Genomic DNA, 16,265 nt, shown 5'->3' on the forward strand with positions numbered 1-16,265 from the left:
CGAAAGGGAAGGGCCGCCGAAGTGCGTGGTTTGAGTGTGTAGATCAAGTGCGGTTCAGTTCGCGGGAGATGGCCTCGGCCGCTTCACGCAGGACCGGGACGGCCTTGTCGGCGAAGTCCTCGTCTACCCGGGACACCGGGCCGGACACGGAGATTGCCGTGGGCGTGGGGGCGTTGGGAACCGCCATCGCAAAGCAGCGCACGCCCAGTTCCTGCTCCTCCTCGTCAATGGAGTAGCCCCGCTCGCGGATGAGCTTGAGGTCCGCCAGGAGCTCTTCGACGTCGCCGATGCTCTTGGGCGTCGGCGTGGGCATCCCGGCGCGCGCCACGATGCCGCGGACAGTGTCGTCATCAAGCTGGGCGAGGATTGCTTTTCCGACGCCGGTGGCATGGGTGTGGGCGCGCCGGCCCACCTCGGTGAACATGCGCATGGAGTGCAGCGAGGGCACCTGCGCCACGTAGATGACCATGTCCGAGTCCAGGACGGCCATGTTGGAAGTCTCCCCCAACCGGTCCACGAGGGTCTTGAGCTGCGGCCGCGCCAGGGCCCCGAGCTGCTTGTTGGCCCCTTCCCCCAGTCGGATGAGCCGCGGACCCAGGGCATAGCGCCGGTTGGGCAGCTGCCGGATGTAGCCGAGCGACACCAGCGTGCGGAGCAGGCGGTGGATGGTGGGCAGCGGGAGGTCCGTGGACGAGGAGAGCTCGCTGAGCGTGACGTCGCCGCCGGCATCAGTGATGAGCTCCAGCAGTTCGAAGACGCGCTCCACCGACTGCACCCCGCCCGAGGCTTTTTCTGCCATTCCGTTGTCTCCTATGGCTCGGAATCCGACAACTCTTATCCGCATCGTGAAAAGAGTGCTTAGAACACCCAACATACAGCACCGTGACCCCGGCGGCGATGGCAGCTGGCCGGTCACATTGCAAGGGCTTGTGTTTCCATAAAGTAGATAATAATATCCATAATACGAAAACATTCGAATCAGAGCAGCAGCCGGACAAGGCCCAACAGGAGGACATTCAATGGCGAACCCCAGCCCCGGAAATTCGATCACCCTGCGCGTGGAAGCACCGTCGAGCTTCAGCGCCACCAGCGAACTTGCCGCAGCCGTCGGAGCAGCCGGCGCAGCGATCACCGCACTGGACGTCACCGAGTCCCACCACGAGACCCTGGTTGTCGACGTCACCTGCAACACCACCGACGACGCCCACGCGGCCCGCGTCAAGGACGCCCTGAACGCCCTCGACGGCGTCACCGTCCAGCACGTCTCGGACCGCACCTTCCTGATGCACCTCGGCGGCAAGCTCGAAGTGGTCCCCAAGGTCCCGCTGCGCAACCGCGACGACCTCTCGCGGGCCTACACCCCCGGCGTCGCCCGCGTCTGCCTGGCCATCGCCGAAGACCCCGCCGCCACCCGCAACCTGACCGTCAAGCGCAATACCGTTGCCGTGGTCACCGACGGTTCCGCCGTCCTGGGCCTGGGCAACATCGGCCCCGCCGCCGCCCTGCCGGTCATGGAGGGCAAGGCCGCCCTCTTCAAGCAGTTCGCCAACGTGGACGCGTGGCCCGTTTGCCTGGATACCCAGGACACCGAGGAAATCATCCGCACCGTCAAGCTCCTGGCCCCCGTCTTCGGCGGCGTGAACCTGGAGGACATCGCGGCGCCCCGCTGCTTCGAGATCGAGGCGCGCCTGCGCGAGGAACTCGACATCCCGGTCTTCCACGACGACCAGCACGGCACCGCCATCGTGACCCTCGCGGCCCTGGTCAACGCCCTCCGCGTGGTGGACAAGAAGATCGAGGACGTCAGGATCGTGGTCTCCGGTGTCGGCGCCGCCGGCTCCGCCATCATCCAGCTGCTCAAGGCCCAGGGTGCCCGGCACATCGTGGCCGCCGGCCGGTCCGGCGCCATCCACAAGGGCCAGACCTACAACGATCCACACCGCACCTGGATCGCGGAAAACACCAACCAGGAAGGCTTCTCCGGCGACCTGCACCAGGCCCTGGTGGGCGCCGACGTCTTCATCGGCGTCTCCGCCCCCAACATCCTCGCCGAGGAGCACGTCGCCTCCATGGCACCGGACGCCATCGTTTTCGCCATGGCCAACCCGACGCCCGAGGTGGACCCTGCCATTGCCTCCCGGCACGCCGCCGTCGTGGCCACGGGCCGCAGCGACTTCCCCAACCAGATCAACAACGTGCTGGCTTTCCCGGGCCTCTTCCGCGGGCTCCTGGACGCCGGCGCCAGCGACATCACGCCGGACATGCTGGTGGCCGCCGCAGAGGCAATCGCCAACCGGGTGAATGATAATGAGCTCAATGCGAGCTACATCATCCCCAGCATCTTCGATCCGCACGTGACGGCCGACGTCGCTGCAGCCGTCGCTGCCGCAGCACATGCCGCAAACGTGGCAACAGCTGCCGAACCGGCCGACTCTGCCAAGGAACCAGCGCCGGCACTCGCCTCCGCCTGACCGCCAGACTTCCAGCCAAAGGAAAGGACCAGAAATGGCCATCACCGTCACAGATCCCCGGCCGATCGCGCGTGCGGAGGAGATCCTCACGCCCAAGGCACTGGCCTTCGTGGAAGAGCTCCACAACCGGTTCGCCGGCACCCGCAACGAACTCCTGGCGGCCCGCGCCGTCAAGCGGCAGCGGGTTGCAGAAACCGGCAAGCTGGACTTCCTGCCGGAGACCAAGGACGTGCGCGACGGCGACTGGAAGGTTGCGCCCGCACCGGCAGCCCTGCAGGACCGCCGGGTGGAAATGACCGGGCCCGCTTCGCCGGCAAAGATGGCCATCAATGCCCTGAACTCCGGCGCCAAGGTGTGGCTGGCGGACCTTGAGGACGCCAGCACACCCACCTGGGCCAACGTCATCGACGCCATCCTGAACCTCCGTGACGCCGCCCAAGGAACCCTCAGCTACACCTCGGAGGAAGGCAAGGAGTACCGGCTCCGCACCGACGCCCCGCTCGCCGTCGTCGTGGCCCGCCCCCGCGGCTGGCACATGGAGGAGAAGCACCTGCTGCTCAACGGCGAACCCGCGGTGGGGGCACTGGTGGATTTCGGGCTCCACTTCTTCCACATCGCCAAGCAGCTGGTCCTGAACGGGCAGGGCCCTTACTATTACCTGCCCAAGATGGAAAGCCACCTTGAGGCACGGCTGTGGAACGACGTGTTCGTGTTCGCGCAGGACTTCCTGGGGCTGAACCAGGGCACCATCCGCGCCACCGTGCTGATCGAGACCATCCCGGCGGCGTTCGAGATGGATGAGATCCTGTACGAACTGCGGGACCACGCCTCCGGCCTGAACGCCGGCCGCTGGGACTACCTGTTCAGCATCATCAAGTACTTCCGTGATGCCGGCGAGGAGTTCGTCCTCCCGGACCGCGCCTCCGTGGTGATGACCGCGCCCTTCATGCGGGCCTACACCGAGCTCCTGGTCAAGACCTGCCACCGGCGCGGCGCCTTCGCCATGGGCGGCATGGCAGCCGTCATCCCGAACCGCCGCCACCCCGAAGTCACGGCAGCCGCCTTCGAGAAGGTGCGGGCCGACAAGACCCGTGAGGCAAACGACGGCTTCGACGGTTCCTGGGTGGCGCACCCGGACCTGGTGCCCACCTGCCGCGAAGTCTTCGACTCCGTACTCGGCGACAAGCCCAACCAGGTGGACAAGCAGCGTCCGGAGGTTTCGGTCACCGCTGAGCAGCTGCTGGACGTCCAGTCCGCCGGCGGCCAGGTCACCGAGGCCGGCCTGCGGCTGAACCTCTACGTCGCCGTCGCCTACACCGCCGTGTGGCTGTCCGGGAACGGCGCGGTGGCCATCCACAACCTCATGGAGGACGCCGCCACTGCCGAGATCTCCCGCTCCCAGGTGTGGCAGCAGATCCGCAACAAGTCCGTCCTGGCGGACACCGGCAACACCGTGACCCGGGAACTGGTGGAGCGGATCCTCGGCGAGGAAACCGAACGGCTGCGCACCGAATTCGGTGACGAGGCCTTCCGCCGCTACTACCAGCCGGCCAGCGAACTGATCGCGGACATCTGCCTCTCGGACGACTACACCGATTTCCTCACCACGCCCGCCTACGAGCTGGTGGGCTGAGATGGCGGCACCCAAGTCCTCGCTTTCCGCGGGGGACCTTGCGCACATCGACGGGCAGCTTGCTGCCACGGACCGGCTGCTGGAGCAGAACTACCCCGGTGACGACGGCTCCCGCCAGCCCGTACACACGGTGTACGTTCCCGCGGACCGTTTCACGCCGTCGTTCGCTGGCGACTGGGGCGCCCAGGCAACCGCGGCCGTGCAGGCGCACGGCGGGTTCGGACAACTCTGCGGACTGCTGGGCCAGGATGCCGCGCTGGCACAGGCTGTTGCCCCGCGCGTCGAGGCGAAGCTTTCCAGCGAGCCCATCGAGGACCTCCGCCTGGACTTCGAGGACGGCTTCGGGGACAGGGGCGACGACGCCGAGGACGCTGCCGCCGTCACGGCGGCTTCCGCGGTGGCCGCCGCAGTCGCGGCCGGGTCCGCTCCCCCGTTCATCGGCATCCGGTTCAAGTGCTTCGAGGCGGCAACCCGTGCCCGCGGCCTGCGGACGCTCGACCTGTTCGTCTCTGGGCTGGCGGCCGCCGGCGAACTGCCGGACGGGCTGGTCCTGACCCTGCCGAAGGTCACCACCGTGGCCCAGGTCCAGGCCATGGACTACGCCGTGTCCCGGCTCGAGGACGTGCACGGCCTGCCCACCGGCCGGCTGCGCTTTGAGGTGCAGGTGGAAACACCGCAGCTCATCCTCGGCCCGGAGGGCACCTCGCCGGTGGCACAGCTGCCGCACGCCGTCCCGGGCCGGATCAGCGGCCTGCACTACGGCACCTATGACTACTCCGCGTCGCTGCAGATCTCCGCCGAGTACCAGTCCATGGAGCACCCGGTAGCGGACTTCGCCAAGGAAGTCATGCAGCTGGCCGTGGCCGGCACGGGCATCCGGCTCTCCGACGGGTCCACCAACATCATTCCCGTGGGCGACAACGTGGAAAACGCCTGGCAACTGCACGGACGCCTGGTACGGCGGTCGCTGGAGCGCGGCTACTACCAGGGCTGGGACCTGCACCCGGCCCAGCTGCCCAGCCGGTTCGCCGCCACCTACGCCTTTTACCGTGAGGGCCTCCCGGCCGCCGCGGCCCGGCTGCGCAACTACGTGGAGCGGACCGAAGGCGGCGTGATGGATGAGCCCGCCACCGCCCGCGCCCTGGCCGCGTTCGTCCTCCGGGGCGTCCAGTGCGGCGCCGTCGGTACCGGGGAAGTCCAGGCGCTTGCCGGCGTCGGACTTCCGCAGCTCACCGCACTGGCGCACCCCCGGCTGGCCACCACTTCCAACTCCTAAGCAAAGGATCCCGCGATGGGCAACTACTACTACCCGCAAGGCGGCCTGCCGCCGCAGACCCACCTCACCACCGAGCGCGCCATCGTCACCGAGGCCTACACGGTGATCCCGAAGGGCGTGCTGACCGACATCGTCACGTCCAACCTGCCGGGGTTCAGCAACACCCGCTCGTGGATCATCGCCCGCCCCATCTCCGGCTTCGCCACCACCTTCTCCCAGCTGATCGTGGAGATCGGTCCGGGCGGGGGCGCCCCGAAGGCCGAATTCGAGGCCGGCGTCGAAGGCGTCGTTTTTGTCACCAAGGGCAAGCTCAACCTGACCCTCGACGGCGAACTGCACCAGCTTGAGGAAGGCGGCTACGCCTACCTTGCGGCTGGTTCTGAATGGGGCGTGGAGAACGTCTCCGACGACATCGTGTCCTACCACTGGATCCGCAAGGCCTACGAGCGGCTGGAAGGGTACGAGGCCAAGTCCTTCGTCACCAACGAAAAGGACGTTCAGCCCACGTCCATGCCCGATACCAACGACGTCTGGAAGACCACCCGCTTCACGGACTCCAGCGACCTGGCGCATGACATGCAGGTCAACATCGTCACGTTCCAGCCCGGCGGAGTGATCCCGTTCCCGGAAACCCACGTCATGGAGCACGGCCTGTACGTCCTGGAGGGCAAGGCCATGTACCTGCTGAACAACGACTGGGTGGAGGTGGAGGCCGGCGACTTCATGTGGCTGCGCGCCTTCTGCCCCCAGGCCTGCTACGCCGGCGGACCCGGCGAGTTCCGCTACCTGCTCTACAAGGACATGAACCGCCAGGTGAAGCTCACCTAGCCCGTTCCGCCGCGAGGCAGCGCCAGAGGCCGTTATGGAATTCCATAACGGCCTCTGTTCTGATGCGGCTGGGAAGGCTCAGGCGCCCGGGTTAAGGACCACCTTGATGCAGCCGTCCTCCTTCTTCTGGAACTTCTCGTACAGCGCCGGCGCCCCGTCCAGGCCGGAGCGGTGGGTCACCAGGTCCATCACACCCAGCGGGTCGGCGTCGTCCTCCACCAGCGGAAGGATGGCGTCCGTCCAGCGGCGTACGTTGCACTGGCCCATGCGCACCTGGAGCTGCTTGTCGAACATGGTGAGCATGGGCATCGGGCTGGCCGTGCCACCGTAGACGCCGCTGAGCGAGAGCGTTCCGCCGCGGCGGACGGCATCGATGGAGGCATGCAGCGCAGCGAGCCGGTCCACGCCGCCGTGCTCCATGGCCTTCTGCGCCAGTTTGTCCGGCAGGAGGCCCAGCGCCTGGTGGGCGAAGCCCGCCACCGGGGAGCCGTGGGCTTCCATGCCGACGGCGTCCACGACGGCGTCCGGCCCGCGGCCATCGGTCATCTCCCGGAGTTCGTCCCCGATGGCCTTGCCGTAATCGAGCGTTTCCACGCCATGCCGCGCTGCCATTTCCCGGCGTTCCGGAACGGGATCGATGCCGATCACGCGGAAGCCGCGGTGCACGCCGATCCGGCCGGCGAACTGGCCCACGGGGCCAAGGCCGAACACGGCGAGGGTGCTGCCGGCGGGGACATCCGCGTACTCCACGGCCTGCCAGGCGGTGGGCAGGATGTCGGAGAGGAACAGGTATCTTTCGTCCGGAAGGTCGTTGCCCACCTTCACGGGACCGTAGTCGGCGTGCGGCACGCGCAGGTATTCGGCCTGGCCGCCGGGAACGGACCCGTACAGTTCCGAGTAGCCGAAGAGGGCGGCGCCGGATCCCTTTTCCTTGACCTGGGTGGTTTCGCATTGGGACTGCAGGCCCTGCCTGCACATGTAGCAGGAGCCGCACGCGATGTTGAACGGGACCACCACGCGGTCGCCCTTGCGGAGGTTGGTAACCCCGCTGCCCACTTCTTCCACGATGCCCATCGGCTCGTGGCCAATGACGTCCCCCTTGTGCATGTAGGGCCCCAGGACCTCGTAGAGGTGGAGGTCGGAGCCGCAAATGGCGGTGGAGGTGATCCGGATGATCGCATCCGTGGATTCCTGGATGACGGGATCCGGCACTTCTTCCACGCTTACCGAACGTTTTCCTTGCCACGTCAGTGCTTTCACAGTCTTCCTTTCGCTTTTGCCTTGCCCCCGGGCCTCCGCGGGCCGACCAGGACACCCGAGGGCGTCCTTTCCCCGACGCTATCGGTTTTGGCGGAAAAAAGTAAGCATGCTGATGAAAAGCTTGTGGCCGCCGTCGACTGCTTCTAGCGTAGGAAGGGCACAGCAGAAGCCGACGCGAAAGAGGATCGCCATGTCGCTGTACCAGCCGGAACCCGTCGAGATCTCCACCCGCATGCGTCCGGGCGAATGGACGGAGGAGAGCCTTGCGGAACTGGTCGGCACCTACCAGGCACGGGTGGCGGAGATGGGCGCCCCCGCGGCCGAAGTGGCCACGGACATCCAGCGCAACGACGACGGCTCGGTGAAGGTCGTTGTGTCATGGATCAAGCCCGCCATCGCCGGGGACGAGGACTCAGTGCCCGGCGGCCAGCCACTCTGACCGGGAAGCTTACTGCAGGGCTAGGATTTGGCTTCCAGGGCAAGCAGCCAGCCAATGGCGCTGGCCCCCAGGTTCTCCAGCAGGTGGCGCGGGCCCTCATAGACCTCCACGGCACCGGCGTCCCGCAGCTGGGCCGCGTGGATCCCGCCGCAGGTAACCCCGATGGCCGGGATGCCCAGCGCCGCCGCCGCCTTCATGTCCCACACGGCATCCCCGACGTAGACGGCGTCCGCGGCCTCGATGCCAAGCGCTTCCAGTGCAGCCTCAAGGATGTCCGGGGCAGGCTTGCTCTCCTCGGCGTCGTTGGCGCTGGTGGCGGCGTCGATGAAGGCATCGGCATCCAGGACCGACCGCATGACCTGCAGGTCCCGCTCCCGCGCCGATGAGGCAAGGGCCACGGCAAGGCCGGCTTCGCGGCATTGGCCCAGCAGGTCCTTGGCACCGTCGAGGGCGCGGAGGGATGGCCAGTGCGAGGCGTAGAGTGCACCGTGGCTGGCCATGATGTCCTGGTCCTCGCTGCGGTCCCGGTCCTGCGGCAGGAGGTTGTCCACCAGCCGCGCCCCGCCCATGCCCACGAGCTGGTGGATGGCAGCCATGGACACGTCGTGGCCGTACTGGCGGAACGCACCCCACCAGGCGATGGTGTGGATGTAGGACGAGTCGATCAGGGTTCCGTCAACGTCAAAGAGGACCCCCCGGCGGGTGCCGCCAGGGGGTGCTGGGAAGTCCGGCATCAGCCCACCGCTGCCCGTCGGACTTCCGGTGCCTTCTTGTGCCGGGCAGCTTCTTCCTTGGCGGAGCTGACGGGACGCACACGGTCGCGGATGATCGTCCCCGCGCCGTCCAGGCTCTTGTCCCGGATCAGGCCCGTGCCGGCAATCTCGCGGGCCATCGCGACGCCTGCCACGGCAGCCCTCTTGGTGGGGAAGGTTACGGAGATGGCCATCAGGTTTCCGCTCCCGTCCATCATCCTGATGCGGTAACCACCGTCAGGGGCGTCCACGAGCTCAAAAAATCCGGCCATAACTATCACTCCTCCATCAATCACGGCATTGTGCTTGGGAGCACTCCATGAGGTGTTAGTAAGTATACTTATCTATCCTGCGAAGGAGAAGTTACGGTCCCGGTCCGCGCCGCCTCAGCGCGAATCCGCCCCTGGCGGCGGAATGGGAGTGTCACTGCGCCGAACCGTATCCTGATGAAGCTCCAAGGCGCTAGTCACAAGGGCGAAATGGCTGAAGGCCTGCGGCGTGTTCCCTAGCTGGCGCCCCGCTTTCACGGCCCATTCCTCACTCAACAGCCCCACGTCGTTGCGCAGTTCCAGCAGCCGCTCGAAGAGCTCACGCGATTCCTCGGGGCGGCCCGCACCCAGGAGCGCTTCCACCAGCCAGAATGAACAGGCCAGGAAGACGCCCTCGTCGCCCGGCAGGCCGTCGTCGCTCTTTTCGGGCCGGTACCGCAGCACGAACCCGTCCTCGGTCAGCTCCCGCTGGATCGCCTCGATGGTCCCCACCACCTTGGGGTCGTCAGGGGGCAGGAATCCCACCCGGGGGATCAGCAGCAGGCTGGCATCCAGCTCCGTGCCGCCGTAGGACTGGACGAAGGTGTTGCGGGCGGCGTCGAAGCCGTTGGCCATGATGTCAGCGCGGATCCGGTCCCGCAGCGCCTCCCAGCGCTCCACCGGCCCGGGCATGCCGGATTCCCGAACACCCTTCACCATCCGGTCCGCGGCCACCCACGCCATGACTTTCGAGTGCGTGAAGTGCCGGCGTGGACCGCGCATTTCCCACAGCCCGTTGTCCGGCTGGTCCCAAATGGTTTCGAGGTGCTCCATCAGGGCGATCTGGACGTCCCAGGCCTCGTCCGTGTGCTTTAGCAGGGAATTGCGGGTCAGGGCAAGGCAGTCAAGCACTTCGCCCCACACATCCAGCTGGAACTGTTCTGCGGCCGCATTCCCGATCCGTACCGGCACCGAATTCTCGTACCCCTTCAGCCACGGCAACTCCAGCTCCGGCAGCCGCCGCTCGCCATGGATGCCGTACATGATCTGCAGGTCGGCGGGATCCCCGGCCACCGCCCGCAGCAGCCAGTCCCGCCATGCCGCGGCTTCCGCGGTGTAGCCCGCGGCCAGCAGGGCCTGCAGCGTCATGGCGGCATCGCGCAGCCAGCAGTAGCGGTAGTCCCAATTGCGCTGGCCTCCGGGCTGCTCGGGAAGGGACGTTGTGACCGCAGCGACGATGCCGCCGGTTGGCGCGTAGGTCAGCGCCTTGAGCGTAATGAGCGAGCGGACCACGGCGTCCTGGTATTTGCCCTTGACCGTGCACTGGGAGGACCAGCCGCGCCAGAACGCACACGTGCTTTCAAGGACTTCTTCCGCGTCCACGCTGACCGGGCGGCCCACATGGCTGGGCGCCCATGTCAGCACGAAGGGCACCTTCTCACCGGCATGGACGGTGAAGTCGCTGACCGTGTGCATGTTTTCGCCATGCAGGGGTGCCGGCGTCACCAGGTAGACGGCGTCCGGGCCGGCGATGGCGTGGAGCCCGCGCTTGTCCTTGCGCACCCAGGGAACGATGTGCCCGTAGTCAAACCTCAGGATCAGCTCCCCGTGCATGCGGACGCTGCCGCTGATGCCCTCCACGATCCGCACAATGTCCGCGACAGAGTCACGGGGCGGCATGAAATCCGTCACCCGCACCGTTCCATCCGGCGTTTCCCATTCGGTATCGAGGACCAGGGTGCCGTCACGGTAGCCGCGGCGCGTGCAGGCGCCTGCCCCCTCGGGCGCCAGCAGCCAGCGTCCCGCATCCGGGGTGTCCAGCAGCGCGTTGAAGCACGCCGGGGAATCGAACCGGGGAAGGCACAGCCAATCGATCGAGCCTTCCTTGCTGACCAGGGCTCCGGTCTGGAGGTCCCCGACTACCGCATAATCCTCGATTCGCGCCATGACATTACCCTGCCACACCGCGGGCCCCAGGGGGTGGGAATCGTGCAGGTGTAGCCTGAGGCCGATGGCAATCCACATCGGCACCTCCGGCTGGAGCTACGACCACTGGGAAAACGTCCTGTACCCGCCAGGGCTGCCTGCCCGTGACCGGCTCCAGTGCTATGTGGCCGAGTTCGGCACTGTCGAGTTGAACGCGAGTTTCTACCGGTGGCCGCGTGACACGACCTTCGCCGGCTGGAACCGGCGCCTGCCGCCCGGCTTCAGCATGTCCGTCAAGGCTCCGCGGGGACTGACGCACGCCCGGAAGCTGTATTCCCCCGAGGTGTGGGTGGAGCGCATCGTGCGGTGCTGGCATGAATTGGGGGACAAACGGGCCGTGCTCCTGGTCCAGCTTCCGCCGCAGCTTGAGCGCGACGACGCGAGGCTGGATTATTTCCTTGCCGCGCTGCCGTCCTGGATCAGGGTTGCCGTGGAGTTCAGGCACCCCAGTTGGGACAGTCCCGAGGTGTTCGGGCTGCTGGAGCGGCACAACGCGGCGTACTGCATCATGAGCGGCGCCAACCTGCCCTGCATCCTGCGCACTACGGCGCCCTTCACCTACATCAGGCTGCACGGGCCGGACCAGCAGCACCTGTACGGGGGCTCCTACCAGGACGCCGACCTCCACTGGTGGGCCGACCGGATCCGCGAGTGGGAGGGTGCGGGCGTGGACGTCTACGCCTACTTCAACAACGACGGCGGCGGGAACGCGGTGCGTAACGCCCGGACCCTGCGCGCGATCCTCGGCCGCGGCTGATGCCGCGGGCCGCCCTGTGGCAGAGTGGTGGCATGGACACGGCTCCGCAGAACCCCGCCCAGGACACGGCCCGGCATAACAGCAAGGGCCACGACGCGTTGTCCGGAAGCCAGTTCTTCCGGCTGGCACACCGGCTGTCCGACGCGGTCAACGACGTCCGGATCCAGCTGGCCAGGCGCTGGAAATTCGTGCCCCAGACCATTGCGTACCAGGGCTACGGATCAACCACCCGGGTGCGCGTACTGGGGCGCGTGTTGCTGACGCAGAAGCCCCTTCCCGGGAGCAAGGCCGAACACGAAGCGAAGAACGGCAACCAGAACATCCGCGGCTGGCGGGCGTTCACGGGGGTGCCGCTGCAGTTCACCGACGTCGAAATCGCCATCGGCGACGTCGTCACCCACGTCACGGCGGACCGGGGCGGGCTGATCGACACCGAGGTGGACGTGCAGCTCTCCCCCGGCTGGCACACCGCAGTCCTGCGTGCCGAGGGAACCGAACCGGCGGAGGCACTGATCCAGGTAACCGCCCCCGGCGTGCAGTTCGGCATCGTGTCCGACATCGACGACACCGTCATGGTGACCGCCCTGCCCAGGCCCTTCCTGGCGTTGTGGAACACCTTCGTGCTCAGCGAGCGGGCGCGCATGGCCACACCGGGCATGGCGGTACTGCTGGACCGGCTCACCATCGAGCATCCTGAGGCCCCTGTCATCTACCTCTCCACCGGCCCGTGGAACGCCGCCCCTACGCTGGGCCGCTTCCTGAACCGCAACATGTACCCCAAGGGCGCGCTGCTGTTGACCGACTGGGGCCTGACCCAGGACCGCTGGTTCCGGAGCGGGCAGGACCACAAGCGCCGCAACCTGGAGCGGCTGGCCCAGGAATTCCCGGACATGCGCTGGCTTCTGATCGGCGACAACGGCCAGCATGACGAGGCCATCTACTCCGCCTTCGCCGCAGACCACCCGGACAAGGTGGCCGCGATCGCCATCCGGCAGCTGTCCGTCAGTGAGTCGGTCTTTGCCGGCGGCCACTCCGAGGACGGCGACCATACAACGTCCCGGGTACCGTGGATCTACTCCCCCGACGGCGCCGGCATCGCAAAGCAACTGGCCATGCTGGACCTGCTCCGGGGCTGACCCAGCCCTTCCGTTACTGGGCCCCGGCACCCAGGGGCGCACCGTCGTCGGGCGCTTCACTGCCCACCAGGCCGTTGCCGCCCGGCAGGTCGTCGCTGCCGACTTCCTGGTCAGTGTCCACCAGGTCCGGAACCAGCGCCTGGGCGATGGCTGCTCCTGCCGCCGCGGCCAGGTCGCGTTCCTCGATAAGCTCCTGGAACCAGAAATACGACGCCTTGGGCGTCCGCTCGAGCGTCTCGAAGTCCACGTGCAGGAGGCCGAAAGGCTGGTTGTAGCCGGCGGACCACTCAAAGTTGTCCAGGAACGACCACACGTAATAGCCGCGCAGGTCAATGGACTCGGCAACACCACCCGGAGCGGTGGCGCGAAGGGCGGTTTCGAGGTGGTCGGAGATGTACTTGAGCCGGCGCTCGTCCGGGATGAACCGGGTGTTGGTGGACTTGTCCCGGACGATGATGTCCTCGAAGCTCGCTCCGCCCTCGGTGATGATCACGGGCGGCAGGTTGGGGTACCGGTCTGCCATCTCCTTCAGTGCCACCGCCATGTACTCCGGCTTAACGGGCCAGCCGTAGGCCGTGATGTCCGCTTCCGGCCAGGTTTCGACGTGGAACGGCGTTGCGCCGCTGCCCGTTGCGCTGAGGTCGCTGCCCATGGCCTCCGCCATACTTGACGGCACGGTACCGCCGCCGGGGCCCGCCGCCACCTTGGTGGGCATGTAGTAGTTGAGCCCATAGAAATCCAGCGGCTGGGAAATGATCTCCAGGTCCTCTTCGGGGTGGTCGAAGGAGCTGAAGAACTTGGCTGCCCGGATCAGGTCCGGGTACTTGCCCGTGAGGACCGGGTCTGCGTATAGACGGTTCTGGCCCAGGTCCATCAGCCCGGCGCTGATCCTGTCCAGCGGGTTGATCGAGTTCGGCACCATGGGCGAGTACACGTTGGTCATGCCAATTTCCCCCGGCACCCTGGCGGCGCGCAGGGCCTGGACGGCGAGCCCATGCCCCAGCAACTGGTGGTGGACCGTGGGGAAGGCACCGAGGGCCAGCTCCTTGCCGGGCGAGTGCAGCCCGAATGCGTAGCCGTTGGCGCTGACGGTGGCCGGTTCATTGATGGTCACCCAGCGGGCCACCCTGTCCCCGAAGGCCTCCGCAACGAGGGCGGCGTACTCGCCCAGGCGGTAGGCGGTGTCGCGGTTCATCCAGCCGCCCGCCTCATCCAGCTCCAGCGGAGTGTCCCAGTGGTAGATGGTGGCCATGGGTGAGATCCCGTTGGCCAGGAGCTCATCCAGGAGCCGGTCGTAGAACGCCAGGCCGGTACGGTTTGCCGGCCCGGTGCCGCCGGGCTGGATCCGCGGCCAGGAGAAGGAGAACCGGTAGGAGTCGACGCCGAGCTGCTTCAGGAGTGCCACGTCCTGCGGCATCCGGTGGTAGTGGTCCGTGGCCACCACCGGGCTGTGGTCTTCCACGATCGCACCCGGCCGGGCAGCGAACCTGTCCCAGCCGGCGGGTCCGCGGCCGTCCTCGTCCAGCGCCCCTTCGATCTGGAATGCTGCGGTTGCGACGCCAAGCGTGAACCCCGGGGGGATGAGCGCTGCGAGGTCCTTGGCGGAGATGTGCATGTGGTCCAGCCTTTTGGTCACGGTGGTCAGGGGTACGTCCCAGAATGTCACAGCGGGGGGCGGCTGACGAGCAGCACCCTGCATCCGGTTCCGGCTGCTACTGCGAGCCGAACAGGAACTCCTTGGCGTGCGCCACTGCCTTGCGGAAGGCGTCATTGCGGAGGGTCACCAGGTGCTCCGTGTCGCCGTCGGACGGCTCAAGGTACCCGGTGTAGCCCGGCCGCAGCACCCAGATATCCCCCGCCGGCGGGAGGTAGAACACACCGAAGGAACGCTGCTGCCGCTCGTCCGCCGTCCACACCGGGACCACCGCCAGCGCTGCGCCGGTGGCAGGATTGATCCACTGCGCCCGCGGCAGCGGCTGTTCATGCGCTTCCGGATCCAGGAAAGGCGCGGTGCCCGCACCCCACCGCTGCTCGAAGCGCTCATGGAATGCAGGGATCAGGTGTGAGTCATAACGCCGCCACTCGCTCATGCAGTCTTCCGCCTCCTTGGCTGGTTGGCCCCGGGCCCCTGTCAGGACCAGGGTCCGCTTTCCCATCGCACCGGGGTGACACGGATGGTGTGTCCTGAAGGTCCGCCGGTGCCGCGGACTTTCCGGACCGGAATGATGGTGGGCTCCGCTGCGGCCAGTTTCCGGTCGTACTCAGCGCGGCGCCCTGGATCGCGCAGGACTGAGAATGCCTGCATGATCCGGAGAAGCACATCCTCCTGCGCGGGGGGTCCCACCGCCCCCTTGCCCCTGGTTGCCTGCCCGCTGCCCATATCGGGATGGTGGCTGCGCATGAGGGCACGGTAAGCATGGGAGATTTCCTGCCGGGTGGCATCCCGGCCCACACCGAGGATGGCGTAGTAATCAGGGACCTCACTCATCCCAGCCTCCTGTTTCCGCCGGCGCCCCCGCGGGTGGGCGGGGGTACCGGCGGGAAAACCGTGCCCTAGGTGCCGATCTCCTGCTTCCCGTGCTGCTGGGTCTCGATTTCGATCTTCCGCGGCTTGGCCTGCTCCGCCACCGGAATCCGCAGGGTGAGGACACCTTGGTCGTAACTGGCCTTGATCTTCTCGGTGTCCAGGGTGTCACCCAGGATGAGCTGCCGGCTGAAGACGCCGCGGGGGCGTTCCGAAGCCACCAGTTCCACGTTGGGTTGCGTGGGATCCTTGCGCTCGGCCCGCACCGTCAGGACGTTCTTTTCGACGTTCAGGTCCAGGGACTCCACCTTCACGCCGGGAAGGTCGAACGCGACCACGAATTCGCCGTCTTCCTGCCAGGCGTCCATAGGCATGGCCGCCGGGCGTGCAGCGGTTCCAAAGACCTGCTGCGTGAGCCGGTCCAGCTCACGGAACGGGTCGGTACGCATCAACATCATTTCCCACTCCTTCGGCTTCCAAGTGTTGATCTGCGTCTACCCAGCACCGCCTAATCTATGGTGATGGATATAGATTTTTTATAGCACTCGTGGGAAACTGAAGCAAGGCAGCTGACAGGAGTTTTTGGGAGGGAAATATGGCAGATCCGGACGCAGGAAAAGCCGTCCGTTCGCCAGGGTCACGGGCGCTGTATGCCATCTCGGTGGCGGCCGAGCTGACCGGGACCGGCCAGCAGAACATCAGGCTGTATGAGACCAAAGGCCTGCTGACGCCATCACGGACGGCCGGCGGAACACGCCAGTACAGCGACGATGACATCGCCGTACTGATGCGCATCGGCCAACTCCTCGAAGAGGGACTGAACCTGGCAGGCGTTGCCAAGGTCCTGGAACTGGAGGCGGCGAACATGAAACTGCACCGTGCCCTCAAGCGCGCCAGGTCGCGGCAGCAGTAAGCCGGGCCGCTTCAGCGGTGCCCCTCGCAGCTATCCCCAACT

General features: G+C 66.9%; 17 protein-coding genes. 8 read left to right on the forward strand and 9 right to left on the reverse strand.

Annotated features, from left to right (window positions below):
• Positions 1 to 43: 43 nt before the first annotated feature.
• Positions 44 to 799, reverse strand: coding sequence for an IclR family transcriptional regulator (locus PUN71_RS19920; protein WP_043455368.1), 756 nt, complete (start codon positions 797 to 799; stop codon positions 44 to 46).
• A 220-nt stretch (positions 800 to 1,019) separates the two neighbouring features.
• On the opposite strand from PUN71_RS19920, the gene PUN71_RS19925 reads away from it, so the two are divergent.
• Genes PUN71_RS19925 through PUN71_RS19940 form a run of 4 tightly spaced genes read left to right on the forward strand, consistent with a single transcriptional unit; the run spans position 1,020 to position 6,208 of the window.
• Positions 1,020 to 2,471, forward strand: coding sequence for an NAD-dependent malic enzyme (locus PUN71_RS19925; RefSeq protein WP_277799803.1), 1,452 nt, complete (start codon positions 1,020 to 1,022; stop codon positions 2,469 to 2,471).
• 34 nt (positions 2,472 to 2,505) lie between these two features.
• Positions 2,506 to 4,104 (forward strand): malate synthase A, encoded by a 1,599-nt coding sequence (aceB, locus tag PUN71_RS19930; RefSeq protein ID WP_043455373.1) that lies wholly within the window; start codon positions 2,506 to 2,508, stop codon positions 4,102 to 4,104.
• A gap of 1 nt (position 4,105) precedes the next feature.
• A complete protein-coding gene (locus tag PUN71_RS19935) occupies positions 4,106 to 5,380 on the forward strand; it encodes a DUF6986 family protein (protein WP_277799804.1) in 1,275 nt (424 codons plus the stop codon).
• Between the two features lie 15 nt (positions 5,381 to 5,395).
• Positions 5,396 to 6,208 (forward strand): bifunctional allantoicase/(S)-ureidoglycine aminohydrolase, encoded by an 813-nt coding sequence (locus PUN71_RS19940; RefSeq protein ID WP_043455377.1) that lies wholly within the window; start codon positions 5,396 to 5,398, stop codon positions 6,206 to 6,208.
• A 78-nt stretch (positions 6,209 to 6,286) separates the two neighbouring features.
• Here PUN71_RS19940 and PUN71_RS19945 read toward each other — a convergent pair whose 3' ends face one another.
• Positions 6,287 to 7,468, reverse strand: a complete 1,182-nt coding sequence (locus PUN71_RS19945) for a zinc-dependent alcohol dehydrogenase (RefSeq protein ID WP_277799805.1) — start codon at positions 7,466 to 7,468, stop codon at positions 6,287 to 6,289.
• 190 nt (positions 7,469 to 7,658) lie between these two features.
• On the opposite strand from PUN71_RS19945, the gene PUN71_RS19950 reads away from it, so the two are divergent.
• Positions 7,659 to 7,907, forward strand: coding sequence for a hypothetical protein (locus PUN71_RS19950; RefSeq protein ID WP_277799806.1), 249 nt, complete (start codon positions 7,659 to 7,661; stop codon positions 7,905 to 7,907).
• Positions 7,908 to 7,927: 20 nt separating this feature from the next.
• Here the strand turns inward: PUN71_RS19950 and PUN71_RS19955 are convergent, their stop codons facing one another.
• From PUN71_RS19955 to PUN71_RS19965, 3 genes are all read right to left on the reverse strand, one after another.
• The gene (locus tag PUN71_RS19955; protein ID WP_277799807.1) at positions 7,928 to 8,641 is read right to left on the reverse strand and encodes an HAD family hydrolase; all 714 of its coding nucleotides are present in this window, start codon (positions 8,639 to 8,641) and stop codon (positions 7,928 to 7,930) included.
• Complete coding sequence (locus PUN71_RS19960; protein ID WP_043455390.1) at positions 8,641 to 8,931, reverse strand: hypothetical protein; 291 nt, start codon at positions 8,929 to 8,931, stop codon at positions 8,641 to 8,643. Before PUN71_RS19960 ends, PUN71_RS19955 begins: the two co-directional genes overlap by 1 nt.
• A 114-nt stretch (positions 8,932 to 9,045) precedes the next feature.
• A complete protein-coding gene (locus tag PUN71_RS19965) occupies positions 9,046 to 10,854 on the reverse strand; it encodes a glycoside hydrolase family 15 protein (protein ID WP_043455393.1) in 1,809 nt (602 codons plus the stop codon).
• 64 nt (positions 10,855 to 10,918) lie between these two features.
• Between PUN71_RS19965 and PUN71_RS19970 the strand changes: the two genes are divergently transcribed.
• On the forward strand, positions 10,919 to 11,650 hold the full coding sequence (locus PUN71_RS19970) for a DUF72 domain-containing protein (RefSeq protein ID WP_277799808.1): 732 nt from the start codon (positions 10,919 to 10,921) through the stop codon (positions 11,648 to 11,650).
• Positions 11,651 to 11,682: 32 nt separating this feature from the next.
• Positions 11,683 to 12,786, forward strand: coding sequence for an App1 family protein phosphatidate phosphatase (locus PUN71_RS19975; RefSeq protein WP_277799809.1), 1,104 nt, complete (start codon positions 11,683 to 11,685; stop codon positions 12,784 to 12,786).
• 13 nt (positions 12,787 to 12,799) lie between these two features.
• Here the strand turns inward: PUN71_RS19975 and PUN71_RS19980 are convergent, their stop codons facing one another.
• The 4 genes from PUN71_RS19980 to PUN71_RS19995 form a co-directional block, all read right to left on the reverse strand.
• Positions 12,800 to 14,401, reverse strand: coding sequence for a glycoside hydrolase family 1 protein (locus tag PUN71_RS19980; protein WP_277799832.1), 1,602 nt, complete (start codon positions 14,399 to 14,401; stop codon positions 12,800 to 12,802).
• A 97-nt stretch (positions 14,402 to 14,498) separates the two neighbouring features.
• Complete coding sequence (locus tag PUN71_RS19985; protein ID WP_043455401.1) at positions 14,499 to 14,876, reverse strand: hypothetical protein; 378 nt, start codon at positions 14,874 to 14,876, stop codon at positions 14,499 to 14,501.
• A gap of 41 nt (positions 14,877 to 14,917) precedes the next feature.
• The gene (locus tag PUN71_RS19990) at positions 14,918 to 15,274 is read right to left on the reverse strand and encodes a J domain-containing protein (RefSeq protein ID WP_277799810.1); all 357 of its coding nucleotides are present in this window, start codon (positions 15,272 to 15,274) and stop codon (positions 14,918 to 14,920) included.
• A gap of 65 nt (positions 15,275 to 15,339) precedes the next feature.
• Positions 15,340 to 15,765, reverse strand: a complete 426-nt coding sequence (locus PUN71_RS19995; protein WP_277799833.1) for an Hsp20/alpha crystallin family protein — start codon at positions 15,763 to 15,765, stop codon at positions 15,340 to 15,342.
• Between the two features lie 140 nt (positions 15,766 to 15,905).
• Between PUN71_RS19995 and PUN71_RS20000 the strand changes: the two genes are divergently transcribed.
• Positions 15,906 to 16,223 (forward strand): MerR family transcriptional regulator, encoded by a 318-nt coding sequence (locus PUN71_RS20000; protein WP_277799811.1) that lies wholly within the window; start codon positions 15,906 to 15,908, stop codon positions 16,221 to 16,223.
• Positions 16,224 to 16,265: the final 42 nt, after the last annotated feature.

The sequence above is a fragment of the Arthrobacter sp. NQ7 genome, assembly GCF_029581595.2.
Lineage (GTDB): Bacteria > Actinomycetota > Actinomycetes > Actinomycetales > Micrococcaceae > Arthrobacter > Arthrobacter phenanthrenivorans_B.

Excerpts from the sequence above, each read along its gene's own strand:
- PUN71_RS19990 (WP_277799810.1), bottom strand. The coding sequence starts at position 15,274 with ATGAGTGAGGTCCCTGATTACTACGCCATCCTCGGTGTGGGCCGGGAT.
- PUN71_RS19935 (WP_277799804.1), top strand. The coding sequence starts at position 4,106 with ATGGCGGCACCCAAGTCCTCGCTTTCCGCGGGGGACCTTGCGCACATC.
- PUN71_RS19970 (WP_277799808.1), top strand. The coding sequence starts at position 10,919 with ATGGCAATCCACATCGGCACCTCCGGCTGGAGCTACGACCACTGGGAA.
- PUN71_RS19950 (WP_277799806.1), top strand. The coding sequence starts at position 7,659 with ATGTCGCTGTACCAGCCGGAACCCGTCGAGATCTCCACCCGCATGCGT.
- PUN71_RS19955 (WP_277799807.1), bottom strand. The coding sequence starts at position 8,641 with ATGCCGGACTTCCCAGCACCCCCTGGCGGCACCCGCCGGGGGGTCCTC.
- PUN71_RS19925 (WP_277799803.1), top strand. The coding sequence starts at position 1,020 with ATGGCGAACCCCAGCCCCGGAAATTCGATCACCCTGCGCGTGGAAGCA.
- PUN71_RS19920 (WP_043455368.1), bottom strand. The coding sequence starts at position 799 with ATGGCAGAAAAAGCCTCGGGCGGGGTGCAGTCGGTGGAGCGCGTCTTC.
- PUN71_RS19985 (WP_043455401.1), bottom strand. The coding sequence starts at position 14,876 with ATGAGCGAGTGGCGGCGTTATGACTCACACCTGATCCCTGCATTCCAT.
- PUN71_RS19975 (WP_277799809.1), top strand. The coding sequence starts at position 11,683 with ATGGACACGGCTCCGCAGAACCCCGCCCAGGACACGGCCCGGCATAAC.
- PUN71_RS19980 (WP_277799832.1), bottom strand. The coding sequence starts at position 14,401 with ATGCACATCTCCGCCAAGGACCTCGCAGCGCTCATCCCCCCGGGGTTC.
- PUN71_RS20000 (WP_277799811.1), top strand. The coding sequence starts at position 15,906 with ATGGCAGATCCGGACGCAGGAAAAGCCGTCCGTTCGCCAGGGTCACGG.
- PUN71_RS19940 (WP_043455377.1), top strand. The coding sequence starts at position 5,396 with ATGGGCAACTACTACTACCCGCAAGGCGGCCTGCCGCCGCAGACCCAC.
- aceB (WP_043455373.1), top strand. The coding sequence starts at position 2,506 with ATGGCCATCACCGTCACAGATCCCCGGCCGATCGCGCGTGCGGAGGAG.
- PUN71_RS19965 (WP_043455393.1), bottom strand. The coding sequence starts at position 10,854 with ATGGCGCGAATCGAGGATTATGCGGTAGTCGGGGACCTCCAGACCGGA.
- PUN71_RS19960 (WP_043455390.1), bottom strand. The coding sequence starts at position 8,931 with ATGGCCGGATTTTTTGAGCTCGTGGACGCCCCTGACGGTGGTTACCGC.
- PUN71_RS19995 (WP_277799833.1), bottom strand. The coding sequence starts at position 15,765 with ATGTTGATGCGTACCGACCCGTTCCGTGAGCTGGACCGGCTCACGCAG.